Below are 23,644 nucleotides of genomic sequence, written 5' to 3' on the forward strand. Positions count from 1 at the left end.
CTGCTGATCGTCCTGGGGGCGGCGGTGGGGGCGCCGCTGCGTTACCTGGTGGACCGGGCGGTGCAGGCACGCCACGACACGGTCTTCCCGTGGGGGACGCTGACGGTCAACGTGGCCGGGTCGTTGCTGCTGGGGTTCCTGGCCGGCCTGCCCGCGGGTGACGAGGTGATGGCACTGGCCGGTACGGGGTTCTGCGGGGCGCTGACGACGTACTCGACCCTGGGGTACGAGACGGTCCGGCTCGTGGAGGAGGGGGTGCGCTTCCACGCGGTGGCCAACGCGCTGGCCGGGGTGCTGGCCGGCCTGGGCGCGGCCTACTGCGGCGTGGCCCTGGCGCAGGCCGTCTGAGCGTGCTCCTGAGCCGGCAGGGGCAGCGGCTCGGCGGTGGTGTTCACCGCCGACGGTTTCCTGCTGACCAACGCGCACGTGGTCGGCTCCTCCCGGTCCGGCACCGTCGCGTTCGCCGGCTGCACGTCGGGAGGCTTCACCGTCGTCGGCCGCGACCCGCTGTCCGACCTCGCGATGATCAGGGCGCAGACGGCCACGCCCGAGCCCGCCGACCTGGGCGACAGCGACGAGCCCCGTCGTCCGGCAGCTCGTGGTTGCCGTCGCCAACCCTCTCGGGACGTCATCGCCGAGCCGGTCGAGATCACGGGCTCTGAGGTCTGACCTCGACCGGCGCCGGCCGGGCGTGCACCGGCCCGGTTTCGTCCCCTGCCGCGACGGCGGTCTCCGCGTCGCGCCGGGAGTCCTGGGCGGCGTTCGTGGAGGCCGGGCTCCGGCGCGCGCGTGTTCCGGAGCGGCGGGCCAGCAGGCCCGCCAGCAGCTTGTCCCACTTCTGACCGATGACGTCGGGATCGTAGCCGCGCGCCGTCTCCAGCGCACGCGCGCCCAGGTCCCGCCGCAGTTTCTCGTCCTCGATGACGCGAATGATCGAGGAGGCCAGGTTGGCGTTCGTACGCGGCTTGACCAGCAGCCCGTCGCCCTCGTGCGTGATCATCTCCTTGGGCCCGTGCGGGCTGTTGAAGCTCACGATGGCCAGCCCCTTGGCCATGGCCTCCAGGATGGTCATCGGGAAACCCTCGTGGCGGGAACTGAGCACGTAGATCGACGCCTGCTCCAGCGCCGCACCCACGTCGGAGGTGGGCCCCGGCAACTCCACGGAGCCCTGCAGGCCCAGCTCCTCCACCTGCTGGGCCAGGCTCTCCTCCTGCGGCCCCGCGCCGTAGATGCGCAGCTTCCAGTCGGGGTGGGCTGCGGCGACGGTCTGCCAGGCGGTGATGAGGCGGTGGAAACCCTTGATGCGAGTCATCCTCCCGAGCGCCACGGCCACCTTGGCGTCGAGCTTCGCCGGCTCGCCCGTCATCGGCGGCACGGCGTTGGGGATGCGGACCAGCTTGCGCGGCTGCTTCGGCAGCGTCTCCCTGTAGTCGCGCAGGTCGGCCTTGGTGAGGGTGACCAGGGCGTCGAGGCGGCGGTAACGCCACTTGACGAGCTCCTGGACCGGCTCGGCCTGGCTGCGCAGTGCCACGTGCTCCTGCCCGATGGTGATCACACCGGGCCTGGCTAACTGGGCCATCGCGAGGTTGAGCCCCGGACGGGTGCCCATGAGCACACCGGTGTCCAGCGAGCGGATGTAACGGGTGAGCACGAGGTCGGTCCACAGGTTGAACCGGTGGTAGGCCGGCTCTCCCTTGGGGATGAGCCGGCTCGGCAGCTTCGACAACATCGCGCGCAACGGGTTGAGGCCGGGCTTGAGGCGGTCGTCCAGATGACGGAACTTCACCCGCGGATCAATGGGGAAGAACGGGTGCTCGGCCTCCTTGATGATGCTCACGATCTCGACGTCGTGATCCTTGGCGAGATAGCTCGCCAGGTTGAAGACCGTCCTGATGGTTCCGCCCATCCCGTTGGCGTGCAGCAGCAGGATACGGATCTGCCGCGTCGTGGGTGGCGGGGCCTTCCTGCTCCGGCGCCGTTCGTATCCTTGATACAGCCTGACCACGGCCGACCTGCCCTTGCGGGCCAATGCGCGCACCTGACGAATCCCCCTTAGGACCGGAACAACTCCGAACACACATGGCCGGTGGCACGGACGTCCACCTTGCCACCGGCCTGCACCGCCTCGGCGGAATGCACGTTGTTCATCCCCTGTGCGCTTTCCCCGCCTATGATCTTTAGACGCCAGATGGGTGACTAAGGTTGCATGTGCGGCTTGTGCCAGATGATCTTTCAGATCAGACGGCCCTCGCGCCCCGATGCGCTCGCCCGGCCCCCGGTTCGACAGGACAGCCGAGGCGAGGTCCCCCTCGGCTGTCCTTCGTGGTGTCCGGTCTGGCGGGCGGGTGACCCCTGCCGCCCGCCGCCCCGTCAGGGTCACTCCTCGTCAGGAGCCTTCCTGGTCTCCTTCTTCGTCTCCTTGACCTGCCTGCTCGTCTTGATGGCCTGCTTCTTCGACTTGCCGGTCTTGGCCGCGGGTTTCTTCTTCGTGTCAGCCATGGGAATCCCCCCGTGTACGCACATGGTGCACCCCTATTGGTGCACCACGGGCGTTAATACCCAACTCACGACGAAACCCGACATAGTGCCTATGGGCGGGACGGTCGCCCGACGGCTCCGACCACCACACGCCCTCACCGTGCGTCAGGCCGGGCAGCCGCTGCTCCGCCTCGTGCACCGCGGCCGCCGGGATCTGCCCCGCCAGCACCCACGTGTCATCCCTGCCTCCTGGTGTCGCGCAGCACGCCGCCCAGCTACGCCCGCGGAAGTCGGCCGCGACCGTCTCGGCGCGCTGTAGCCGGTCCTGGTGAGCCTGACCGTGACGTCGGTGACCGGCCGGGACCGTCACAAACGCTGACCGCCCCAGCACGTAGGACCGGGACGGCGCCCGCCGTGACGCTCACAGGAGGCGGAGTTGTTCGGGACCGGCCGGGGCCGGCGGGCGCCGGGGCGGGACGCGACGGGCGGCGGCAGGAGCGGCACGGCCGACCCCGTGGCGCTCGGCGAGCTCCTTGACCAGCCCGCTCACGCGCGCCTGGTAGGCCTTGGGTGCGTAGGAGCCCCTGCCGTAGAGCTCCCGATAGCGCGGCACCAGCCGCGGGTGCTCGCGCGAGAGCCACTCCATCCACCACTCGCGCGCCCCCGGCCGCAGGTGCAGCACGATGGGCGCGATGTGGGTGGCGCCCGACTCGGCGATCTCCTTGACCGTGGACTCCAGCTGGGCGGGGGAGTCGGTGAGGTAGGGCAGGATCGGCGCCATCAGCACGCCGCAGGCGATGCCGTTGTCGTTGAGGGTCGCGCACGTCTCCAGCCGCCGCCGCGGGTGCGGCGTGCCCGCCTCGACCGCCCGCCACATCGCGGTGTCCACGAAGCCGGCCGAGACGTCGGTGCTCACGTCGGTCACCTCGGCGGCCTCGGTCAGCAGGTCGAGGTCACGCAGGATCAGCGTGCCCTTGGTGAGGATGGAGAACGGGTTGGCGGCGTCGCGCAGCGCGGCCAGGATGCCGCGCATCAGCCGGTAGCGGCCCTCGGCCCGCTGGTAGCAGTCGACGTTGGTGCCCATCGCGATGTGGTGAGCGCCCCACCGGGGCGCGGCCAGCTCCTTACGGGCCAGCTCGGCGGCGTTGACCTTGACGACGATCTTCGAGTCGAAGTCGGCCCCGGCGTCCATGTCCAGATATTCGTGCGTCTTCCTGGCGAAGCAGTAGACGCAGCGGTGGCTGCACCCCCGATAGGGGTTGATCGTGTATTCGAACGGCACCCGGCTGGCCCCCGGCACCTTGTTGATGATGGATCGGGCCCGGATCTCGTAGAAGGTCATCCCCCTGAACTCGGGCGTGTCGAACGTGCGGGTGACCGCGCCGCGAGCGAACAGCGGCACGGCCGGATCGTCCTGACCGGGCGTGGCCAGGCGCAGGTTGTCCCAGCGCATCCCATGATTAGAACAAGGATTCGAGCGTGATCGCAAACGGAAAGACGTGGCAATTACCTGGTCGGGCTGCGGCTAATGATCTTCATGGTTGGGCAGAAACACGCCTGAAGAGCTTGCGTTCGGGAGGTGCGCCCATGGCCTGGTCGCAGGACGAGGAGCGGATGCTGGCAGAGATCGAGCAGCGCCTCGTCGACGACGACCCGCGACTCGTGGCTCGGCTCGAGTCGTTCAACGAGCGGGTCCGTCGCAGCGAGGCGAAGACCCGCCGGCCACCGGGCCCCGCCCGCCGACCACGTCGCTCGACCGTGATCATTTTGATCAGCTGGCTGCTCATCGCGACCCTCATCGCCACCCTCCTGATCATGGTGCTCCGCCTCGACGCCGCCACCGCTCTGGCTCTCACCACGGCTTTCTGAACCTGCCGCCCTCCTCACGGGTGCGGGTGATCACGAGCCCTCACTAGAGGCGCTAAGTTCCCATACCCGCAGTAGGGACACGTAGATGCCCTAGGATGTCGCCGTCGTGTCCAGGAGGAGGGGGACCATGGCCGCGCAGGGCGTCAGCAGGCGTGACAGGGTCAGGCAGGCGACACTGGCGGAGATCCGCGCCGTCGCCCGCAAACTGCTCATCGAACGCGGCCCGGCCGCCGTGACGATCAACGCGGTGGCCAGGGAGATGGGGATGAGCGGCCCGGCGCTCTACCACTACTTCTCCGGGCACGAAGAGCTGGTCGGCGCGGTGACCGCCGACTTCTTCCGCGAGCTGACGGCCGTGGTGGAGGCGGCGCGCGACTCCTGTCCGCCGGACCGGCGCGGTGGTCGGCTGCTGGCGGCGTGCCGGGCGCTGCGCGGCTGGGCGATCATGCATCCGGCGGAGTTCGGCTGGGTGTTCGCCAGCCCGATCACCCGCAAGAGGCGGCCCGACTCGCCGCGCGAGCTGGCCGGGCGCGGCTTCGAGCAGGTCTTCCTCGATGAGGTCGCCGAGCTGTGGAAGGAGCGCCCGTTCCCGGTGCCGGCGCCGGGGGAGCTGCATCCGTCCATCCAGGAACAACTGCGTCTGTACGCGGACTCGTCCGGCGTGGGTATGCCGGTGGAGGCGGTGCACGTCTTCCTGGAGTGCTGGATCAGGCTGTACGGCCTGCTCTGCATGGAGGTGCTCGGCCAGCTGAGCTTCGCCTACTCCGACCTGGAGCCGGTCTTCGAGGACTGGCTGCGGGAGCTCGCTCCCAAGCTCGGCATCGACTACGAGGAGCCGTCCTCGTCCTCTTAGAGGCTTCACAGCACCTACTCGCCTACGTATACTCCTCCGCGAGTAAGCTCGCCGCGGGTGACACGACGGCGGCGCTGGTCACCGGCATGCGGGCCACCCGCATGGGGCCGCCGATCGTCATGAGGATGCCGCGGTTCCTGCTGGAGGGGCTCACCGTCCTGGCGCAGAAGGGGCAGGAGAAGGCCGGGGCGGACGGGGAGCCGACGTTCAGCGAACTGGCCCCGACGCTGCACCACGACGTTCAGGCGGAGACGGCCACGGCCGGCGATCCTTTCGCTTACAGGTCGGTGAGGGCCGAGGTGCTGCTGCTCGGCGGCGGCAAGAGCCCCGCCTACCTGCGTACGGCGCTCGACGCGCTGCAACGGGTGCTGCCGCGCGCCCGGCGGGTGGAGATGGCGGGCCTCGGCCACAGCGCCACCGCCAACACCGCCCGGCGTGGGCGGCCGGAGCGCGTGGCCCCCGAGATCCGCGCGTTCCTCACTTGAGTCCGGCAACCCCGCGAACCCTCAATCCCGCGTCCCCACACGTCCGCAACCCCCGCACGTCCGCGAGACCCGACGTTCGTGGGGTCCGCGAGCCCGTGAGGCACGCGGGCTCGTGAGTTCAGAGGCCCTTGAGGAAGGTGGCCGCCACCGGGGCGGCCACCGCCCCGCCGCCGCCACCGCCCTCCACGACCACCGCGAACGCCACGTCGTCCTTGAACCCGATGAACCAGGCGTGGCTGTCGAGCTTCTCCCCGGTGCCGTATTCGGCGGTGCCGGTCTTGCCGTGCGTGCCCGCGGGGAGCCCGGCCGCCTTCGCGGTGCCCTTGGTGACCACGGCGGACATCATCTCGTGCATGGGGTCCTTGACGCCCTCGGGCAGTTTCCGTTCGGAGACCTTCTGCTTGAGCTCGGGCACCAGCGTCGGTGGCCGCCACGTGCCGTCGGCGAGGGCTGCGGCCACCGACGCCATCGACAGCGGGCTCGCGGTGATCCTGCCCTGCCCGAACGACTCCGCGGCCAGTTCGGCGTCGGACTCGGCCTTGGGGAAGCTGGCCTGGGTGGCGGGCACGCCGATGTTGAGCGGCTGGTTGAAGCCGACGGACTCGGCCGCCTTCAGCAGCTTGTCGGAGCCCAGTTCCCGCTGGGCCAGCGGCGCGAACGTGGTGTTGCACGAGTGGGCGAACGAGTCGAGGAACGACACCGACCCGAACTCCGCCTTGTCGGAGTTACGGATCTTCAGCCCGCCGACGGTCGCGTATTTCGGGCAGGTCACCTTGTCCTGCGCCGACACGCCGGCGGCCAGCAGCCCGATCGCGGTGACCGCCTTGAAGGTCGAGCCGGGCGCGTAGCGGCCGTCCAGCGCCCGGTTGAAGCCGCCCTTGTTGTTGACGACGGACAGGATCTCGCCGCTCGACGGCTTGATCGCCACCATCGACGCCGGCTTCTTGATGTCCTTGACCGCGTCGACGGCGGCGTCCTGCACCTCGGGGTCGAGCGTCGTGCGTACGGGCTTGCCTTCCTTGCCCTCGATGGTCTCCAGGGTCTTGCCGCCGAGCCGGATCTCCGTGGACGGCGTGCCGGCCAGCTGCTTCTGGAACGTGCGCTGCAGGCCGTGGTGCCCGATGGTCTGGCCGGGTTGGTAGGCGGAGCCGAGCTTGGCGACGTCCTTCTTGGTGGCCTTGTCGAGGTAGCCGACGAGTTGCTGCACCGAACCGCCGACGGTGCCGGTGTCGATGCGCCCTCCCTCGGCGTCGGTGATCTCGGCGCGCTCGGGCCAGTGGGCCTCCAGCTCGAACGTCGCCCCCTCGGTCATCGAGGGGTGCAGCGTGGAGGGCTTCCAGTCGACCTTCCAGGTGCGGTCGGCCACCTTGAGGTCGATCTCGCCTTCGTAGACCCAGGTGCCGACGTCCTTCAGCGTCAGGGTCGCGGTGTAGGGGGCGCTGGCCTGGTCGTCGCCCTCGGTGACCGGGCCGAGCCGGATGACCGTCGACTCGACGGCGAGTGCCTTGCGCTGCTGGTCGTACGCGCTGAACTGCTGCGGCGCGGCCAGTTCGGCCGCCATGGCGGCCTTGTCGCCCGCCTGCCAGGCGGCGGCGAAGCGCTGCGCCGTCTCGGCGGGCGTGCCCCTGGTGTGCAGCACGTAGTAGGCGCCCCCGCCCGCGGCCCCCACCGCGAGCACGGCGGCGACGGACACGATCGCGATCGTACGACCTCGCGCCACTGGTCAGCCCCCTGGTCCTCGATGCCGGACGGTCCGGCTCATGGTGTGCCGTTTGCGGCGGCCTTGAGGCTCGACGCGTACGCCGGCACGTATTCCTGCCCCGACAACTTCTGGACGGCCGCCATGATCTCATCGGTCACCCGGCGGCGGTCACGTGCTTTGGTGTGGTCGCCGTCGAAGCGCATGGGCGCCCCGATGGCGATGCCGATCCGCGCCGGCCTCGGCACCGAGGTCCCGGGCGGCAGCACCCTTTCGGTGCCGCTGAGCGCCACGGGGAGCACGGGGGCGCCTGTCTTGAGCGTCAGCCAGGCCACGCCGACCTTGCCGCGGTAGAGGCGGCCGTCGGGGGAGCGGGTGCCCTCGGGATGGATGCCGAACAGCTCTCCCCGCTCCAGCAGCGCGGCGGCCTCGTCGAGCATGACCTGGGCGGCGTGCGCGCTCTCGCGGTCGATCGGCAGGCTCCCGCCCAGCCGCATGAAGAACCCTGAGACCGGGTTGCCGTCGAAGTATTCGTTCTTGGCGGTGAACGTCACGTGCCGCGGCAGCAGCGCGGGCAGCAGGAACGAGTCGAGCACCGACAGGTGGTTGGCGGCCAGGATCGCGGGCCCGCTCCTCGGCACGTGCGCCGCGCCGGTGACATGCGGCCTGCACATCGCGTGTGCCAGTGGCGCGGCGGCGAACTTGACCACTTCGTACAGCAACGAGCTCTCCTGCGATCATCGGGCGGTCAGCCACCCCACCATAAAGCAGGCGCCCCGCCGGTGGGCGGGACGCCTGGAAAGCTGTTAAGGCCGATGTGGCGGTCGCCTCCTCGGCGAGGTGCACAACACGGCTCCAGCCGAACGGTATTCCGTGAAGGCGGTAATTTGCGGCCCGGGGGACACAGACCACATCGGCCTTTCGATGCTAACGGACATCCGGCGCCGCATATTCCATACGCCCCAAAGAATCGGTCACGTTCGGGTCCAGTGTGGTTGCGCAACGTCGAAGACCCGCTGTTCACGGCCACGCAGCGCCACCTCGGCGAACTGCCACAAAATCGCACCGGTCGGCGCGTGGATCACGATCGAGGGGCCCAGCGGCATCTGCAGCAGCCTGCCCTTCCAACGCGGCACCCCCGGCGCCAGGAATCGCTCCAGCGGCACCGCGTGCACCGAGGCCACCTCGCGGGGGTCGGCCACCGGCTCCTGCCGCCCGCCGAAGGCCACCACCGGCGTGATCACGAACCCGGAGTCGGTGACGAAGTCGTCGAGCAGCCCGGCCACCTCGACCCCGGTGACGCCGGTCTCCTCGGCCAGTTCGCGCAGCGCCGCGTCCACCGGCCGCTCGCCGTCGTCGAGCCGCCCGCCGGGCAGCGCCCACTGCCCGGGGTTGCGGCCGTGCGGCGCCCGCCTGATCAGGATCGTGTACGGGTGGCGCTCGGCGTCCTCCAGCACGCACACGGTGACGGCGGCCCTGCGCACCCCGCCGACCGGCGGCACCTGCCTGCGGTCGAAGGCGGCCAGATGGGCGATGATCTGCTCGCGCAGCACGTCAATGGGCGACAGCACGCCACCAGGATCTCACGGCGCGTGTGAGGCGCGCGGGACCGCGGCCGAGGGGCAGGGGACGTCGCCGGCGTCAGGCGTACGAGCCGCTCACGAGCCGCTCACGAGCAGGTAGCCGAGCACGAAGCCGACGATCATCCCCACTCCGCCGGCGACGGCGGCCCACTTGCCCAGGGACTCGCCGCGCGAGTGCCCGACGATGCCCAGCACGATGCCGGCCAGGCCGAACACGATCGGGATGAACAGCACGGCCACCGCGGCGCAGACGAAGCCGATGATCGACAGCACCTGGTCGGCCGGCCGCCGCTGCTGGGGCGGCTGTGGGTAGGGCGGCGGCTGGGACCATCCGGCAGGGGGTCCGTCGCCGTGGGGCGGGTCAGGGGGAGCGGTCACTGCGCTGCCTCCTCTCCGAGGCGTGAACCACATCACACCTCGGAGAGGAGGCTCTGTCGAGCCGGTGAACCGGAACGGTCACCTTTCGGCAGAGCTGGAGGCTGCTGGGGCCGCTCCGCCTGCGCGGGGTGTTCCGGAGCCGCTGGACGGCCCGCGCGCCGTGGGGCGTGACGGGCGAGCGGGGAAGCTGCGCCCTCCCGCACAGCCGGATCGCGCGGCGCGTCGGCTATCAGTCGACGGTTGGATTTCACCTGGCTTTCAAGCAATGGCATGGTTTGACGCCCGGCGAACTCCGCAAGAACGCCGACGTCCTCGCAGGTGAGAATGGTTTCTGGTAGATATCATGGCCGCCCCTTGACCTTGTGCGGCGTCGAGGCGATGCGGGATGTCGCGAGCCGGGCTCTTACCTGAAAGGACTGATTTGTGAGCGGATTCCCCCTGCCCACCGTCGGCTACGGAAACAGGTCGGACGGTGACGGCCGGTGACAGGCGGAGTGTGGTCCCGCGGATGGGCGCGGGCGCGTTCCGTCCTGCCCGAGCGCGCCGCGCTGGCCGCCATGGGCCGCAGCCCCCGTCGTGACCTCCTCGCCGGCCTCACGGTGGCCGTCGTGGCGCTGCCGCTGGCGCTCGGGTTCGGCATCTCCTCAGGAGCCGGCGCGGCGGCGGGCCTGGCCACCGCCGTGGTCGCCGGAGCGCTGGCCGCGCTGTTCGGCGGGTCCGGCGTGCAGGTGACCGGGCCGACCGGGGCGATGACGGTGGTGCTCGTGCCGATCATTCACGCGTACGGCATGCCAGGCGTGCTGACGGTCGGCCTGATGTCCGGCGTGCTGCTGATCGCCCTGGCCCTGTCGCGCGCGGGCAGGTACATCGCCCTCGTGCCCGCCCCCGTCGTGGCGGGTTTCACCGTCGGCATCGCCCTCGTCATCGGCCTGCAGCAGATCCCCCACGCCCTCGGCGTGCCCGCCGAGGGCGGTGCGACCGTCGTCGTCGCCGCCTGGCAGGCCCTGGCGCAGTTCCTCGCGGAACCTCACTGGTGGGCCATGTGCGTCACCGTGGCGGTCGCCGCGGTGCTCATCGTGGGCGCGAGCCTGCGGCCCGCCGTGCCGTTCTCGCTGCCGGCCGTGGCCGCCGCCACCGTCGTCGCCGAGCTGGCCGAGCTGCCGCTGGCCAGGATCGGCGACCTGCCGGCCGGGCTGCCAACGCCGTCGCTGGAGTTCCTCGCCCCCGGGACGCTGCCGTCCCTCGCCGCGCCCGCCGTCGCGGTGGCCGCCCTGGCGGCGCTGTCGACCCTGCTGTCGGCCGCCGTCGCCGACGGCATGAGCGGCGCCCACCGGCACGACCCCGACAGGGAGCTGTTCGGCCAGGGCCTGGCCAACCTCGTCGCCCCGCTGTTCGGCGGGATCCCCGCCACGGGCGCGATCGCCCGCACCGTGGTCAACGTCCGGGCGGGCGCCCGGTCGCGGCTGGCGGCGCTGGCGCACGCGGCCGTCCTCGCCCTCATCGTCTACTGCGCGGCCGGGCTCGTGTCGGGCATCCCGCTGGCCGCGCTGGCCGGCGTGCTGGTCGCCACGGCGATCCGCATGGTGGAGGTCGGGGCGCTCAGGGCCATGGTCCGCTCCACCCGCGGCGACGCCGTGGTCCTCGTGCTGACCGCCGTCGCCACGCTCGCGCTCGACCTGGTGGTGGCCGTCGTCCTCGGCCTGGTCGTGGCCGGGGCGCTGGCCCTGCGGGCCGTCGCCAGGAACGCGCGCCTGCACCAGGAGCCGCTCCGCCACGACCTGCACCCCGTGGACGAGCACGCCCTGCTCACCGAGCACATCGTCACCTACCGCCTCGACGGGCCGCTGTTCTTCGCGGCGGCCCACCGCTTCCTGCTGGCCCTCTCCGAGGTGAGCGGCGTGTCCGTGGTGGTGCTGCGCATGTCCCGCGTCACCACCATCGACGCCAGCGGGGCGCTCGCCCTCGCCGACGCCATCGAACAGCTCGAGCGCCGCGGCATCATGGTGTACGTCTCCGGCATCCCCGACCGGCACCACCAGCCGCTGGAGGCACTCGGGGTGGCCGGCCGCCTGACCCGCGCCGGCCAGGTGTTCCCCACGACCGGCGAGGCCATCACGGCCGCCCGTGACCGCCTCCACCACACCGGTGTCCTGCCCGGCCTGGCCGGCTGAGCCCGCCCACGGTCGCGCGGACCGCCGGTCAGCCGAGCGGGCGGGCGGGGGGCAGGCGAAGGCGGTCAACGGCGTCGCGGCGGGTCTTCTCCGGGCGGCGGTCGTAGCGGGCCGTCGTGGCGGGGGAGGAGTGGCCCACCAGTGCCTGGGCCGTCGCCAGGTCCACCCCGGCGTCCAGCAGCTCGCCGATGAACGTACGGCGGAAATCGTGGGCCGTGCGCCGGGACGCGCCCGCCTCCCCGAAACGGCGGGTCAGGATGTCGGCGATGCCCTGCCCGGTCAGCCGCACCGGCCGGCCGTCGCGCCGCCGCAGGGTGCCGTACTTGCTGATCGGGCTGAACAGCGCGCCTGGAGCGGTGCCGCGGATCGCGAGCCACCGCTCGACCAGCCCGATCGCCTCCGCCGTCAGATAGACCAGCCGTTCCTTGTCGCGTTTGCCGCGCACCCGCAGCGACCGGGCGCCGGGATCGTAGTCAGCGAGGGCCAGACCGGCCAGCTCGGCCCGGCGGCAGCCGGTGGAGTAAAGGACGGCGATCAGCGCCGCGTCGCGCACCCCGGCGGGGGAGTCGTCGCATGCCGACAGGGCCGCCCCGACCACTTCGGGCGGCACGTGGTGGCCCGTGGGCAGGCGGCTCTGGCGTACGGGGGCGAGGTCGGAGGCGCGGGCGAAGTCCTCGGCGCTGGTCTGCCCGAGCCGCCAGGCCTCCTTCAGCACCCGTCGCAACGCCACCAGGTGCTTGTTGACGTACGCCGCCGACCAGCCCTGGTCGGTGAGCATCGTGCGGATGCGGACAGTGTGCTCGTAACGCAGCAGGTGCCACGGCTGGCCCGCGCCCGTGGCGCTGTCGTCGCCGGTGAGCAGCCGGGCCAGCCGGTCGAGGCAGCCGCGCATGGTGCGGCGCGACTCGGGGCTGGTGAGCGAGTCGAGATAGACGTGGTAGGGGTCGCGCGCCGGCTCGACCGGCGGCGCGGCGGCTTCGGACACGGCGGGCAGGCTCACCGGGCCGATCTTACGGCCCCGCAGCCCGTCCCAGGTGGCGTCGTGGCCCTCAGAAGGGGCCGGTGAGCTCACCCAGCTTGTCGGTCAGCTGCAGGTTGGCCGCGTAGTCGACGGGCACCGCGATCACCGACACGACGTCGTCGGCCAGCGCCTTGCGCAGCGTGGGCAGCAGCTCGGCGGCGCTGGTCACGCGGTGGCCGCGGGCTCCGAAGCTCTCGGCGTAGGCGACGAAGTCGGGGTTGCCGAACGCGACATGGGAGTCGCGCCCGAGCTCCAGATCCATCTTCCACTCGATCAGCCCGTAGGCGTCGTCCACCCACACCAGCACCACGAACGGGATCCGCTCGCGCACGGCGGTCTCCAGCTCCTGGGAGTTCATCAGGAACGCCCCGTCGCCGGTCGCCGCCAGCACCCTGCGCTCGGGACGGGCCAGCTTGGCCGCCAGCGCGCCCGGCACCGCGAAGCCCATGGACGACAGCCCGTTGGAGACCAGCATCGTGTTGGGCTCGTAGGTCGGGTACATGCGGGCCATCCACATCTTCACCGCGCCGGTGTCGGCCAGCACGATGTCGTCGCGGCCCATGGCCTCGCGGATGTCGGCCACGATCCGGCGCGGGGACAGCGGGAATGCGCTCTCGGAACGCCCCTGCGCGAGCTCCTCGGCGAGCATGCTGCGGATCTTCTCGCCGGTGCCGTTCATCTCGAACCGGCGTTGTACCGCGTCGCCGAGCGCGTCCAGCGAGCGTGAGACGTCGCCGTGCACCCCGACCGCCACGGGGTAGTGGTCGTCGACCTCGGCCGGGAACCGGTGAATGTGGATGATCTCCTTGTCGCGCAACGGGTTGATCTTGACGGGGTCGAACTCCTGCAGCTCGTACCCGACGCTGATGAGCACGTCGGCCTCATCGAAGCCGAAGTTCACGTAGTCGTGGCGCATGAACCCCACCGCGCCCAGCGCGTGCCGGTGGTCGTCGGGGAAGACACCCTTGCCGTTGAACGTGGTGGCCACCGGCAGCCCGAGCCGTTCGGAGAAGCGCACCAGCGCCTGCGAGGCGCCCGCCCTGGTCGCGCCGTGGCCGGCCAGCACGACGGGCCTGCGGGCGCCCTCCAGCACCTCGGCGGCGCGGGCGATCTGGGAGGCCGAGGGGTCCTGCGGGCGTACGACGTTGACCGGGAGCGGCGCCAGCCCCTCGGGGATCGGCGCCGACTCGACGTCCTCGGGGATCGCCAGGTAGACGGCGCCGGGCCGCTCGGTCCGCGCGGTCTTGAACGCCTTGCGGATCATCTCGGGCAGCGCCTGCGGTGACGGCGCCAGCTCGGCCCACTTGGTGATCGGCCTGAACAGCGAGACCAGGTCGACCACCTGGTGCGACTCCTTGTAGATGCGGTCGAGGCCCACCTGGGCGGTGATCGCCACCACCGGCGTGCTGTTGGTGGTGGCGTCGGCCACACCGAGCTGCAGGTTGATCGCGCCGGGACCGAGCGTGGCCGACGCCACGCCGGGCTTGCCGGTCAGCCTGCCGTAGATCTCCGCCATGAACGCCGCGGCCTGCTCGTGACGAACGAGGACGTAACGGATGGACGAGTCGTGGAGGGCGTCGACGAAGTGGATGTTCTCCTCACCGGGGATGCCGAAGACGTATTCGACGCCTTCCGCCTCCAGAGCCTGAACGATCAGCCGGGCGGCGACGGCCTGCCGGGACATGGGAAACGCCTCTTTCCATCGAAGACTGCGTCCCTCACAGCACGGATGAGCCCCGGTTCATTCCAGCCTGGCCACCCCTTCGAGCAGCCGGTCGACGTCGGAGCGGTCGTTGTAGTGCACCAGGCCCGCCCGCACCGCGCCGCCCGAGTCGCGGATGCCGAGCACGCCGGTCAGCTCCCAGGCGTAGTTGTGGCCGTTCCAGACGTTCACGCCGAGCTTGGCCAGGTGCTCGGCCACTCGTCGCGGGGTGTGCCCGGCCACGTTGAAGTAGGCGGTGGCGGTGCGCCTGGCGGGCTTGCCGTACACCATGACGTGCGGCATCGTCTCCAGCCCCTCGATCAGCACCTGGAACAGGGCCAGCTCGTGCTCCTCGGCCGCGGCCATCGAGGTGAGCAGGCGCTCGCGGCGGCTGCCCGTGCCGGGGACCATGGCGGCCATGTGGTCCACGGCCGCGGTCACCCCGTCCAGGTCGGCGAACGCGGCCGTGCCCGTCTCGAACCGCTCCGGCACCGTGTCGGGCGCGGAGGCCAGCTTGTCCGGTCTGATGCTCTCCAGCAGCGCCGGGTCGGCCACCACGGCGCCGACGTGCGGGCCCGACCACTTGTACGCGCTGGTGGCGTAGAAGTCGGCGCCCATAGCGCGCATGTCCACGGGGCCGTGCGGGGTGGCGTGCACGCCGTCAACGTACGTCAGCGCGCCCGCCCGGTGCGCCAGCTCCGCGATGGCGGCCACGTCGGGGCGGGTGCCGAGGATGTTGCTGGCCGCCGTCACCGCCACGACCTTGGTGCGCTCGCCGATGAGGCTCTCGTACTGCTCGACCGGCAGCTCCCCGGTGACCGGGTCCACCTCGGCCCAGCGTACGGTGGCGCCGGTCTGGGCCCAGGGGCGCACGTTGGCGTCGTGGTCGAGTCTGGACAGCACGACCTCGTCGCCGGGGCCGGCGATGGCTCTGGCCAGGCGGTAGGTGAGCGTGGTCATGTTCGGGCCGAGGATGACGCCGTCCGGGTGGCCGCCGACCAGGTCGGCCAGCGCGGCGCGGCAGGCGGCGACGATGGCGTCGGAGCGGTGGCTGGCCGGGAAGGCGCCGCCGACGTTGCCGATCCCGGTCCGGTATGCGGTGGAGATGGCGTCGATCACCGATTGCGGCGTCTGCGTGCCTGCGGCTCCGTCAAGATAGGCGTAGCCGTCGGAGAGTGCGGGATAGGTGGCGCGTACCGTATTAATAGGGAAAGGCATGGTATGTAGATGCTCATCCTCGGAGGCCTCAATCGTGCCGTGCCGACGCGCCAGCACCTTCTTGCCCTGTCATGCGAAGAACGCACCGACGTGCGGGTGGGGCCTCAAGCGGGTCACGCCGGGTAGGAGCGGGAGCACGGGAGGTTCGCGGAGCTCATGGGAAGGGAGCCGGACGGCGTGCCGAGGCACCGGTCCGGGCGGAGGTGTGACGGATGCCCCAGCTGACCGCCCTGGACGCGCAGTTCCTCCACTTCGAGACGGCCACCAACGTCGCCAACATCGCGGGACTGGCCATCCTCGACGGCGACCTGAACCGCGCCGACCTGCAGGACCTTCTCGAACAGCGGCTCCCGTACGTGCCCGCGCTGCGCCGCAAGCTGGCCCCGGTGCCGCTCGGGCTCGACCACCCGTACTGGATCCAGGAGGACGACCTCGACCTCGACTACCACGTGCGCGAGATCGGCCTGCCACCTCCGGGCGACGAGCGGCAGCTCGCCGAGCAGGTCTCGCGGCTGCACGCCCGCCGCCTCGACCGGCGCCGGCCGCTGTGGGAGATCTACCTCGTCCACGGGCTGGCCGGCGGCCGCATGGGCCTCTACACCAAGATCCATCACGCGGCCGTGGACGGCGTGGGCGGCGCCGACGTGCTGGCCGCGCTGCTCGACACCCGCCCCCGGCCCGCGCCGCCGCCCGAGGCCGAGCCCGAACGCGACTCCCCGCCTCCCGGGCAGGCGGAGATGCTGGTGCGCGGCCTGGCCAGGCTGGCCGGCAACCCCGCCCACGCCGTGCGGTTCGCGTCCATGGCCGTCCCCTACCTGGACGAGATCCCCGTCGTGTCCTCCCTGCCCGGCGCCCGGTTCGTCTCCGGGCTGGCCCGTACGCTGGCCGGCTCCCGGCAGGTCCCCGACCTGCCGACGTTGCCCGCGCCCAGGACCCCCTTCAGCGGTCCCGTGTCGGAGCACCGGCGCTTCGCGTACGTGTCGCTGCCGTTGGACGAGCTCAAGAGGGTGCGCAAGGCGTTCGGCGTCACCGTCAACGACGTGGTCATGGCCGTGTGCGCGGGAGCGCTGCGCAGGTGGCTGGCCGCGCACGGAGGCGTCCCCGCCCAGCCGCTGGTGGCGGGGGTGCCGTTCTCGCTGCGGGACGCGGGCGCCGAGGGGCCGGGCAACCAGGTGACGATCATGACGGCCCCGCTGGCCGTGCACGTCGCCGACCCCGCCGAGCGGCTGCAGCACGTACGGCAGGCCATGCGGCGGCTCAAGGACCGCTTCTCGCCGGCGTCCGCGCGGTGGCTGCGCGAGTTCAGCGAGTCGATGCCCGCCGCGCTCATGGGACTGGCCTCACGCTCGGCGTTCGCGCTGCTCGGGCAGGCCGCCCCGCCGATCAACCTGATCGTCTCCAACGTGCCGGGACCGCAGTTCCCCCTGTACGTGTGCGGCGCCCGGCTGCTGCACCACTATCCGGTTTCGGTCATCTCGGACGTGAGCGGCGGCGTCAACATCACCGCCTTCTCCTACGACGGCTCACTCGACATCGGCGTCATCACCGACCGCGCGATGGTGCCCGACGCCTGGGAACTCGCCGGGCACCTGCGCGACGCCCTCAGCGAGCTGCGCAACGCGGAAGCAGACGCGCCGCGATAGCGCCTGCGGTCGGCCCATGATCCTGAACCGCCGGGTGCTCAACCGCACCACGCCCGACCGCCAGCTCCTGCTCCGCCGGGCAGCCCTGTCGCCGGCCGAGGCCATCGAACGGCTCGTCGCGGTGCAGGGGCAGGAGATCGACGCGCCGTACCTCCGGATTGTGGACGCGCCTGGCCGCCTTCACCCAGGACGACCTGTCCTGCCTGCTGTACGGCAGGCAGGTGGTGCGGGGATCGCTGCTGCGCGGCACCCAGCACCTGGCGCTGGCGGGCGACTACGCCTGGATCCGCCCGCTGACCCAGGCGATCCTCACCCGGGTCAGGCAGGCCTCCTTCGGACGCGCGACCCAGGGGGCGGATCTGGAGGAACCGGCGGAGCTCACCCGCGAGCACCCGCCGCGGACCTATCAGGACACCGACGGCCGCGTCCTCTACGACCTTCCCGACGCCCCGCTCGCCGCGGAGGACGTGCCCGCGCCCGTACGGTTCCTGCCCTGGCGGGCGTCGCGCCGGAGGTCAGCGGGCGGTGGTGAAGGAGATCCACACGTCGGGGGGAGCGTCGGGCCGGGTCGGGACGGGCCGGCGCTCCTCGGTCCAGGCGTCGCCGGCGGCGTGGGTGGCGACGCGCCGCCAGAACGCGGCGGCCGCCGCGTTGGCGTCCTGGAAGGCGATCTCCCAGGGGCCGGGGTGCCGTGAGATCACCTCGCGTACGACGGTCGTCCCGATCCCGGAACGGCGCGCGCCGCGCACCACGAAGAAGCTGTTCAACACCCGGGCGGGGCCGGACAGCGCGCGCACCAGAGCGAACCCGAGCGGACGGTCGCCGCTGGTGAACAGGTAGGCCGCCCAGTCGTCGTCCTCGATCGCCGAACGCAGCCGTCCGCTGTGGTAGGTGGCGTCGGGGCTGGGCAGCCCGCCCTGGAACTCCGCCATGTCGTGGCGGAACATCAGCCAGAGCCGTTCGAGGGCGGGATGGTCGGCGGCGCTCACGGGCCGCACGGTCGCATGAAGACAAGTCATACAAGCAGCTTCCGGCCGGGAGCAACCTCCGGCCGGGAAGGTAAAACTAGCATGCGCGGCTCGGATGGCGGACATGGCGCCCGCATTCCGTCCGCCAGGAGGGGCCGCGCGCTCAGCGGACGGCGTAGCCGCCGATCGCGGGTTCGAGGAGGTCGAAGACGCGCCGCGCGGTCTGGGCGAGCGCCGCGGCGACCGCGTCCTCGTCCTGCCCGGCCAGCACGCGGCTCTGCAACTCGCGGAAGAGCAGCCGGTCGGCCGCCGCCAGTTGCGCCGCGACCGCCCGCGCGACGACCGCGCGGCCTTCGGCGTCGTCCTCGGCCGGGCTTTCCCCGCACTCGGCGGCGAGCAGCCTGGCGAGGGCCTCTTCCCGTTGGCCGTGCAGGTCGCGCAGCCGGGCGACGAGGGTCGGGCTGTCGGCGATCATCCGGGCGAAGTCGCGCCCGGTGAAGCCGATGACGGGGTCACGCTGCTCCAGCGCCTGCGCATATGCTCGACGTACCGCGCCCAGCGCCGATTCCCCAGGTGGGCGCCGGGCGACCGCCTCGGCCAGGCCCGCCGCGAACGCCTCGTGGTGGTCCAGGGCTAGATCCTCTTTACGGGGGAAGTAATTCGTGACGGTCATCTTGGCCACCCTGGCGGCGCCGGCGATGTCGGCGATCGTCGTGCGGTCGAAGCCACGTTTCAGGAACAGTTGGGTAGCGTGGCCAGAGATGGCCTGCCTGGTCTCGCGCTTCTTCTGTTCCCTCAAACCCAAGGTGTCGATGCTCATAGCCGCAGTCTCCCACAGATTTTTAGGCTGGACCCACATTTAGGTTGATCCAATAGAGGTAGAGACCTAATGTTGGGCGCGGCCTAAGTTTGGGTTGCTGTCCATCCTGCCCAACGCGAGCGAGGAGAGTGTTTTGTCCCAAGCAGCAGAGGTTCTCGAGTTGGACGAAGGCGTCCCTGACGGTGGCACCGCCCTCGGCGCCGACTCGGTCAAGACCTACCTGAAGGAGATCGGGCGGGTGCCACTGCTCACCGCCGAGCAGGAGATCGAGCTGGCCAAGCGCATCGAGGCCGGGCTGTTCGCCAGAGAGCGGCTCGACACCGAGCCCGGCCTTCCCGCCGAGCTCCGCGCCGATCTGGAGTGGATCGCCGACGACGGCATGCGGGCCAAGCAGCGCATGCTGGAGGCCAACCTGCGGCTGGTCGTGTCCATCGCCAAGCGCTACACCGGCCGCGGCATGCTCTTCCTCGACCTGATCCAGGAGGGCAACCTCGGCCTGATCCGCACGATCGAGAAGTTCGACTACCGGCTCGGCTACAAGTTCTCCACCTACGCCACGTGGTGGATCAAGCAGGCGATCACCCGCGCCATGGCCGACCAGGCCCGCACGATCCGCATCCCGGTGCACATGGTGGAGCTGATCAACAAGGTGGCGCGGGTGCAGCGGCGCCTGCAGAGCGACCTCGGCCGCGAGCCCACACCCGAGGAGATCGCCAAGGAGAGCGAGCTCGAGGTGAGCCGCGTCATCGAGGTCCAGGGCTACGGCCGCGAGCCCATCTCGCTGCACACGCCGCTGGGAGAGGAGGGCGACAGCGAGTTCGGCGACCTCATCGAGGACACCGAGGCCGTCTCCCCGGCCGACGCGGTGTCGTTCACCCTGCTCCAGCAGCAGCTGCACGCCCTGCTCGACCAGCTCAGCGAGCGCGAGGCGGGCGTGATCAGCATGCGCTACGGCCTGGCCGACGGCAAGCCGCGCACGCTCGACGAGATCGGCCGCGTCTACGGCGTGACCAGGGAGCGGATCCGGCAGATCGAGGCCAAGACGATGTCCAAGCTGCGCCATCCGTCCCGCTCGCTGGCGCTGCGCGACTACCTGAGCTGACCGTCCGACCTGGCGCACGAGAGCCGCGGAGAGAAAGGCTGCGCAAACGGGAACTCAAGACTGTCGCCACAGCCCCTTGGATATCGCTGTGAGTGACCTAGATTCCCAGGCGTGAAACGCTCCCGTTCGAGCCTCGTCCACCAAGTGACGTACGCGTTCAAGAACCCGCGCAAGATTCTGCCCCACCTGAGGCGGCTCGCCCGCGACACCTGGTTCAGGCTGCGTACACGCGACCATGTCGCCTACTACCGTGCCGTCATGAAGTCCGACACCGCGCGAGACCCCGAGGGCGCGGTCGGCTCCCACACACATCGACGGTGGCTGGCGCTGGGCCGTATGCAGTTCGACTACCTCGTCGAGCACGGGCTGAAGCCCGAGTGCCGGATGCTGGAGATCGGCTGCGGCAACCTCCGGGCCGGTCACCTGTTCATCGGCTACCTGCACACCGGCAACTACTACGGCATCGACATCTCGCCCGACATCCTCATGGCGGCCCAGGACACCATCGCCGAGCACGGGCTGGGCGACAAGCTGCCGCACCTGACCCCCGTACGCGACCTGCGCTTCGCGTTCCTGCCCGACGAGCACTTCGACGTCGTACACGCGCACAGCGTCTTCTCCCACTCGCCGCTCGACGTGATCGAGGAGTGTTTCGCCCACGTCGGGCGGGTCATGAAACCCGGCGGATGGTTCGACTTCACCTTCGACCGCACCGAAGGCAAGGAGCACCAGGTGCTGCGGGAGGACTTCTACTACCGCACCGAGACCCTGATCGCGCTGGCGTCCAAGTACGGACTGCAGGCGAGGTTCATGGACGACTGGGAACGCCTGCCGCACAAGCAGTCGAAGATCCGCGTCACCCGGCCGGCCGACGCCCTCTAGCAGGCGCACGGCCGGAAAACGACGTGCGTGCGAGGGGCGCTCACACCTACCCTGTGGCGCGTGAAAGACGTCCGTACGCTGCCCAAAGCCCACTTGCACGTTCACCTGGAAAGCACAGTCCGCCCGGAGACCGTTCGCGACCTGGGCGGCACGCCGGGGAACGGCGGCGTGTTCCGCGACTTCAGGGAGTTCGCCGACCAGCGGGCGCGGGTGCGCGGGCTGCTGCGCACGGCCGAGCACTTCCGGCGCCTCGCGGTGGAGTTCTGCGAGGACGAAGCCGGGCAGGGCACCCGCTACGCCGAGGTGACCTTCACCGCCGCCTCCCACGGGGAGCGGTTGGGAGAACCGGCGATGCCGCTGGAGGCGGTGCTCGACGGGCTGCGGGAGGGCCGGGCCCGCTACGGCGTCGAGTGCCGGGTGCTGCTCGACCACTCCAGGCGACGGCCGGTGAAGCGGCTGTGGCGCACCTACGAACTGGCCACGCGCTACGACGACGTGATCGGCATGGGGCTGGCGGGCGACGAGCGGCACCCGCTGGCGCCGTTCGCCGAGGTGCTCGACGCGGCCAGGGACGCGGGCCTCCACCTCGTCCACCACGCGGGCGAGTCGGCCGGCGCGGCCAGCATCCGCGAAGCCCTCGACGTGGGGCACGCCGAGCGCCTCGGGCACGGCATCCGGGTCCTCGACGACGAGAGCCTCGTGGCCGAGGTGCGCGAACGCGGGATCCCGCTGGAGGTCTGCCCCACGTCCAACGTCCTGCTCGGGCTCGTCCCGTCGCCGTCCGAACACCCGCTCCCACGGCTGCGGGCGGCCGGGCTGGTCGTCACGATCAACACCGACGGGGAGACGGCGCTGGCCGGCGAGTACGCCGGGCTGCGCGACACCTTCGGCTGCACCGACGACGACCTCGCCGACCTGGCCCGCGCGTCGATCGACGCGTCCTTCGCCCCCGACGCGGTGAAGGCCGAGCTCAAGGCCGGCGTCGAGACCTGGGCCACCGCCTCGTGACCGGCCACCAGCAGGACCCGTCCCCCAAGGCGACACCGAGCGGTTCCTCCGGCGACCCGGCGCCGGACCAGGGGACACCTGCCGGTCCTCCCGAAGAGGTCCCCGACGCGTACGGGGTCGAGGGGCGGCCGGTCTGGCTCGGCGGCGCCTGGAGGGTCGGTGACCTGGTCGTCAAGCAGGTGGAGTTCCTGCCGGAGACGTTGTGGCGGGCTGAGGTGCTGTCCGCGCTGCCCGGCTCGCCGGCGTTCCGCGTGGCCCGTCCCGTGCGGGCGCGCGACGGCGCGTGGACGGCGTACGGATGGGAGGCGGCCCGGCTCGTCCCGGGCGAGCCGGACGTGAGCAGGCAGGACGACGTGCTGAGGACCGGTGCCGCCTTTCACGAGGCGATCGCCCACCTGCCCAGGCCCGCGTTCCTGGACGTCCGTGAGGATCCCTGGTCCTACGGTGACCGCGTGGCGTGGGAGGAGCTTCCCGGCCCGTCCGGAGGAGCCGGGCTGCTCGAACCGCTCGTACGGGCCCGGCGCCCGGTGGAGCTTCCGTCCCAGGCGGTCCACGGCGACCTGCCCGGCAACGTGCTGTTCGCGCGGCCGGTCGTGGACCTCGCCCTGTCGCAGGCACCCTGACCGGTCGTAGCGCCGGGGCGCTCGCCTGGCGGAGCGATCAGGAATCGAGAAGCGTGCGCCGCCGGCCATGCTTAGGGTGACGTGCATGAACGTCACCATTCACGCCAGTTTCCTGCCGCACGACGACCCGGAGGCGTCCCTGGTCTTCTACCGCGACGTCCTCGGTTTCGAGGTGCGCGACGACGTCGGCTACGACGGGATGCGCTGGATCACGGTCGGTCCCGCCGGCCAGCCCGGTACGTCCATCGTCCTGCAACCACCGGCGGCCGACCCGGGGATCACCGATGGCGAGCGCACCACCATCTCCGAGATGATGGCCAAGGGCACCTACGCCGGCATCCTGCTGGCCACCGACGACCTCGACGGTCTTTTCGCGCGGGCGGAGTCCCGCGGCGCGGAGGTCATGCAGGAGCCGATCGAGCAGCCGTTCGGGGTGCGCGACTGTGCCTTCCGGGATCCCGCCGGCAACATGGTCCGCGTCCAGGAACTGCGCTGAACGCCGTGGGCGCCTCCGTCGCCGCGATCTCGCCCGCCGCCGGCGGCCCCGGTGAAGGGAACCGCAGCGGCCGCTGTACCACCGCCGCGCCCAGCGGCCCCAGCTCCACCTGCCTCGCCACCGGCGTTCCCGTGAGCAGATCCGTCCCCGGCCCTTCGAGGGGGACGGACGCGCGGAGCTCTCCGCTGTGGTTGAGCAGAAACACGTACTCGTACATCTCGTCACCCCGCAGCGAGCACGCCACGCGCGCCGGCATCCCCTCGAACCGCGACCGCACGCCCGCCGACTCGACGGCCTCCAGCACGACCGCGTCGAGGGCGGCCTGCTCCAGCAGCGTCGCGACGTAGACGACCCGCCCCGCGCCGTAGCGGTTCTCGACCACCGCGGCCCGCCCTTCGAGCAGCCCGTCGGCGTAGGTGGCCAGCGCCGTGCCGCTCTCCAGGTGGAGGTCGTCGCGCCACCAGGTCGACGTCGCCCGCCGCCCGTCCGTGAACTCCACGGTGAAGCTCTCGTGCGGGCGCGCCGGCCAGTACTCGTCGATCCTGGCGCCGACCAGCTCGCGGAACGCGCCGGGGTCGAACAGCACCGCGATCCGCGCGCGCGAGGTCGTCCCCGCCACGGGCGCCAGCAGCCGCAGCTCCCGGC

Annotated in this window: 24 protein-coding genes and 2 pseudogenes; 13 read left to right on the forward strand and 13 right to left on the reverse strand. The window is 71.3% G+C overall.

Annotated features, from left to right (window positions below; genetic code table 11):
* Together crcB and E1267_RS16470 are read left to right on the forward strand one after the other, a co-directional pair.
* The coding region (crcB, locus tag E1267_RS16465) for a fluoride efflux transporter CrcB (RefSeq protein ID WP_246063949.1) at positions 1-348 on the forward strand (348 nt) is incomplete at its 5' end.
* A 36-nt stretch (positions 349-384) separates the two neighbouring features.
* Entirely contained in the window at positions 385-669 is a 285-nt protein-coding gene (locus E1267_RS16470) for a trypsin-like peptidase domain-containing protein (protein ID WP_220449515.1), read from the forward strand.
* Here E1267_RS16470 and E1267_RS16475 read toward each other — a convergent pair.
* From E1267_RS16475 to E1267_RS16485, 3 genes are all read right to left on the reverse strand, one after another.
* Positions 650-2,038 (reverse strand): glycosyltransferase family 4 protein, encoded by a 1,389-nt coding sequence (locus tag E1267_RS16475; RefSeq protein ID WP_132333434.1) that lies wholly within the window; start codon positions 2,036-2,038, stop codon positions 650-652. The two genes, E1267_RS16470 and E1267_RS16475, sit on opposite strands and share 20 nt — an antisense overlap.
* Before the next feature lie 338 nt (positions 2,039-2,376).
* Entirely contained in the window at positions 2,377-2,499 is a 123-nt protein-coding gene (locus E1267_RS47235) for a hypothetical protein (protein WP_269128714.1), read from the reverse strand.
* Positions 2,500-2,899: 400 nt separating this feature from the next.
* Positions 2,900-3,931 (reverse strand): Rv2578c family radical SAM protein, encoded by a 1,032-nt coding sequence (locus E1267_RS16485; RefSeq protein WP_132333437.1) that lies wholly within the window; start codon positions 3,929-3,931, stop codon positions 2,900-2,902.
* 134 nt (positions 3,932-4,065) lie between these two features.
* Between E1267_RS16485 and E1267_RS16490 the strand changes: the two genes are divergently transcribed.
* The 3 genes from E1267_RS16490 (at position 4,066) to E1267_RS16500 (ending at position 5,685) form a co-directional block, all read left to right on the forward strand.
* A complete protein-coding gene (locus tag E1267_RS16490; protein WP_132333439.1) occupies positions 4,066-4,347 on the forward strand; it encodes a DUF3040 domain-containing protein in 282 nt (93 codons plus the stop codon).
* A 127-nt stretch (positions 4,348-4,474) separates the two neighbouring features.
* Complete coding sequence (locus E1267_RS16495; protein ID WP_132333441.1) at positions 4,475-5,200, forward strand: TetR/AcrR family transcriptional regulator; 726 nt, start codon at positions 4,475-4,477, stop codon at positions 5,198-5,200.
* 86 nt (positions 5,201-5,286) lie between these two features.
* Positions 5,287-5,685 (forward strand): alpha/beta fold hydrolase, encoded by a 399-nt coding sequence (locus E1267_RS16500; RefSeq protein ID WP_132333443.1) that lies wholly within the window; start codon positions 5,287-5,289, stop codon positions 5,683-5,685.
* A 118-nt stretch (positions 5,686-5,803) separates the two neighbouring features.
* On the opposite strand, the gene E1267_RS16505 is transcribed toward E1267_RS16500, so the two are convergent.
* The 4 genes from E1267_RS16505 to E1267_RS16520 all read right to left on the reverse strand — a co-directional run bounded on the left by E1267_RS16505 (position 5,804) and on the right by E1267_RS16520 (position 9,345).
* Positions 5,804-7,378 (reverse strand): penicillin-binding transpeptidase domain-containing protein, encoded by a 1,575-nt coding sequence (locus E1267_RS16505; RefSeq protein ID WP_246063951.1) that lies wholly within the window; start codon positions 7,376-7,378, stop codon positions 5,804-5,806.
* A 65-nt stretch (positions 7,379-7,443) separates the two neighbouring features.
* Positions 7,444-8,106 carry a lysophospholipid acyltransferase family protein gene (locus tag E1267_RS16510; protein ID WP_246063953.1) on the reverse strand — a complete coding sequence of 221 codons (663 nt, stop codon included), beginning with the start codon at positions 8,104-8,106 and terminating at the stop codon, positions 7,444-7,446.
* 252 nt (positions 8,107-8,358) lie between these two features.
* Complete coding sequence (locus E1267_RS16515; protein ID WP_132333447.1) at positions 8,359-8,955, reverse strand: NUDIX hydrolase; 597 nt, start codon at positions 8,953-8,955, stop codon at positions 8,359-8,361.
* An 87-nt stretch (positions 8,956-9,042) separates the two neighbouring features.
* A complete protein-coding gene (locus E1267_RS16520; protein ID WP_220449516.1) occupies positions 9,043-9,345 on the reverse strand; it encodes a hypothetical protein in 303 nt (100 codons plus the stop codon).
* Between the two features lie 557 nt (positions 9,346-9,902).
* Between E1267_RS16520 and E1267_RS16525 the strand changes: the two genes are divergently transcribed.
* A complete protein-coding gene (locus E1267_RS16525) occupies positions 9,903-11,516 on the forward strand; it encodes a SulP family inorganic anion transporter (RefSeq protein WP_132333488.1) in 1,614 nt (537 codons plus the stop codon).
* Positions 11,517-11,544: 28 nt separating this feature from the next.
* On the opposite strand, the gene E1267_RS16530 is transcribed toward E1267_RS16525, so the two are convergent.
* From E1267_RS16530 to E1267_RS16540, 3 genes are read right to left on the reverse strand one after another with little or no spacing between them, the layout of a single operon-like run.
* Positions 11,545-12,516, reverse strand: a complete 972-nt coding sequence (locus E1267_RS16530; protein WP_132333448.1) for a tyrosine-type recombinase/integrase — start codon at positions 12,514-12,516, stop codon at positions 11,545-11,547.
* A gap of 49 nt (positions 12,517-12,565) precedes the next feature.
* Entirely contained in the window at positions 12,566-14,221 is a 1,656-nt protein-coding gene (locus E1267_RS16535; protein WP_132333450.1) for an acetolactate synthase large subunit, read from the reverse strand.
* A 57-nt stretch (positions 14,222-14,278) separates the two neighbouring features.
* Complete coding sequence (locus tag E1267_RS16540; RefSeq protein WP_132333452.1) at positions 14,279-15,457, reverse strand: cysteine desulfurase-like protein; 1,179 nt, start codon at positions 15,455-15,457, stop codon at positions 14,279-14,281.
* A 212-nt stretch (positions 15,458-15,669) separates the two neighbouring features.
* Between E1267_RS16540 and E1267_RS16545 the strand changes: the two genes are divergently transcribed.
* Both E1267_RS16545 and E1267_RS47895 read left to right on the forward strand, forming a co-directional pair.
* Positions 15,670-17,100, forward strand: a complete 1,431-nt coding sequence (locus E1267_RS16545; protein ID WP_132333454.1) for a WS/DGAT/MGAT family O-acyltransferase — start codon at positions 15,670-15,672, stop codon at positions 17,098-17,100.
* Between the two features lie 158 nt (positions 17,101-17,258).
* Positions 17,259-17,432 (forward strand): annotated as a pseudogene (locus E1267_RS47895) (DNA glycosylase AlkZ-like family protein); the annotation flags it as partial.
* 183 nt (positions 17,433-17,615) lie between these two features.
* Here E1267_RS47895 and E1267_RS16555 read toward each other — a convergent pair.
* Both E1267_RS16555 and E1267_RS16560 read right to left on the reverse strand, forming a co-directional pair.
* Complete coding sequence (locus E1267_RS16555; RefSeq protein WP_220449517.1) at positions 17,616-18,089, reverse strand: GNAT family N-acetyltransferase; 474 nt, start codon at positions 18,087-18,089, stop codon at positions 17,616-17,618.
* Positions 18,090-18,231: 142 nt separating this feature from the next.
* Positions 18,232-18,888 carry a TetR/AcrR family transcriptional regulator gene (locus E1267_RS16560; RefSeq protein WP_132333459.1) on the reverse strand — a complete coding sequence of 219 codons (657 nt, stop codon included), beginning with the start codon at positions 18,886-18,888 and terminating at the stop codon, positions 18,232-18,234.
* A gap of 199 nt (positions 18,889-19,087) precedes the next feature.
* Between E1267_RS16560 and E1267_RS16565 the strand changes: the two are divergent.
* The 5 genes and pseudogenes from E1267_RS16565 to E1267_RS16585 all read left to right on the forward strand — a co-directional run.
* Positions 19,088-19,990, forward strand: a pseudogene (locus E1267_RS16565) (RNA polymerase sigma factor); the annotation flags it as partial.
* Between the two features lie 111 nt (positions 19,991-20,101).
* The gene (locus tag E1267_RS16570; RefSeq protein ID WP_132333462.1) at positions 20,102-20,872 is read left to right on the forward strand and encodes a class I SAM-dependent methyltransferase; all 771 of its coding nucleotides are present in this window, start codon (positions 20,102-20,104) and stop codon (positions 20,870-20,872) included.
* 60 nt (positions 20,873-20,932) lie between these two features.
* Positions 20,933-21,880, forward strand: coding sequence for an adenosine deaminase (gene add / locus E1267_RS16575; RefSeq protein ID WP_132333463.1), 948 nt, complete (start codon positions 20,933-20,935; stop codon positions 21,878-21,880).
* Positions 21,877-22,503 carry a hypothetical protein gene (locus E1267_RS16580; protein WP_132333465.1) on the forward strand — a complete coding sequence of 209 codons (627 nt, stop codon included), beginning with the start codon at positions 21,877-21,879 and terminating at the stop codon, positions 22,501-22,503. Before add ends, E1267_RS16580 begins: the two co-directional genes overlap by 4 nt.
* A gap of 85 nt (positions 22,504-22,588) precedes the next feature.
* The gene (locus tag E1267_RS16585) at positions 22,589-22,999 is read left to right on the forward strand and encodes a VOC family protein (protein WP_132333467.1); all 411 of its coding nucleotides are present in this window, start codon (positions 22,589-22,591) and stop codon (positions 22,997-22,999) included.
* On the opposite strand, the gene E1267_RS16590 is transcribed toward E1267_RS16585, so the two are convergent.
* The gene (locus E1267_RS16590; RefSeq protein WP_132333469.1) at positions 22,905-23,618 is read right to left on the reverse strand and encodes a beta-galactosidase trimerization domain-containing protein; all 714 of its coding nucleotides are present in this window, start codon (positions 23,616-23,618) and stop codon (positions 22,905-22,907) included. The genes E1267_RS16585 and E1267_RS16590 overlap by 95 nt on opposite strands.
* Positions 23,619-23,644: the final 26 nt, after the last annotated feature.

The organism is Nonomuraea longispora, from assembly GCF_004348345.1.
In the GTDB taxonomy this organism is placed as follows: domain Bacteria; phylum Actinomycetota; class Actinomycetes; order Streptosporangiales; family Streptosporangiaceae; genus Nonomuraea; species Nonomuraea longispora.

Bases quoted from the DNA above. Each gene is read 5' to 3' on its own strand.
- E1267_RS47235 (WP_269128714.1), bottom strand. From the start codon at position 2,499: ATGGCTGACACGAAGAAGAAACCCGCGGCCAAGACCGGCAAGTCGAAG.
- E1267_RS16485 (WP_132333437.1), bottom strand. From the start codon at position 3,931: ATGCGCTGGGACAACCTGCGCCTGGCCACGCCCGGTCAGGACGATCCG.
- E1267_RS16490 (WP_132333439.1), top strand. From the start codon at position 4,066: ATGGCCTGGTCGCAGGACGAGGAGCGGATGCTGGCAGAGATCGAGCAG.
- E1267_RS16495 (WP_132333441.1), top strand. From the start codon at position 4,475: ATGGCCGCGCAGGGCGTCAGCAGGCGTGACAGGGTCAGGCAGGCGACA.
- E1267_RS16500 (WP_132333443.1), top strand. From the start codon at position 5,287: ATGCGGGCCACCCGCATGGGGCCGCCGATCGTCATGAGGATGCCGCGG.
- E1267_RS16525 (WP_132333488.1), top strand. From the start codon at position 9,903: ATGGGCCGCAGCCCCCGTCGTGACCTCCTCGCCGGCCTCACGGTGGCC.
- E1267_RS16535 (WP_132333450.1), bottom strand. From the start codon at position 14,221: ATGTCCCGGCAGGCCGTCGCCGCCCGGCTGATCGTTCAGGCTCTGGAG.
- E1267_RS16540 (WP_132333452.1), bottom strand. From the start codon at position 15,457: ATGCCTTTCCCTATTAATACGGTACGCGCCACCTATCCCGCACTCTCC.
- E1267_RS16545 (WP_132333454.1), top strand. From the start codon at position 15,670: ATGCCCCAGCTGACCGCCCTGGACGCGCAGTTCCTCCACTTCGAGACG.
- E1267_RS16560 (WP_132333459.1), bottom strand. From the start codon at position 18,888: ATGAGCATCGACACCTTGGGTTTGAGGGAACAGAAGAAGCGCGAGACC.
- E1267_RS16585 (WP_132333467.1), top strand. From the start codon at position 22,589: ATGAACGTCACCATTCACGCCAGTTTCCTGCCGCACGACGACCCGGAG.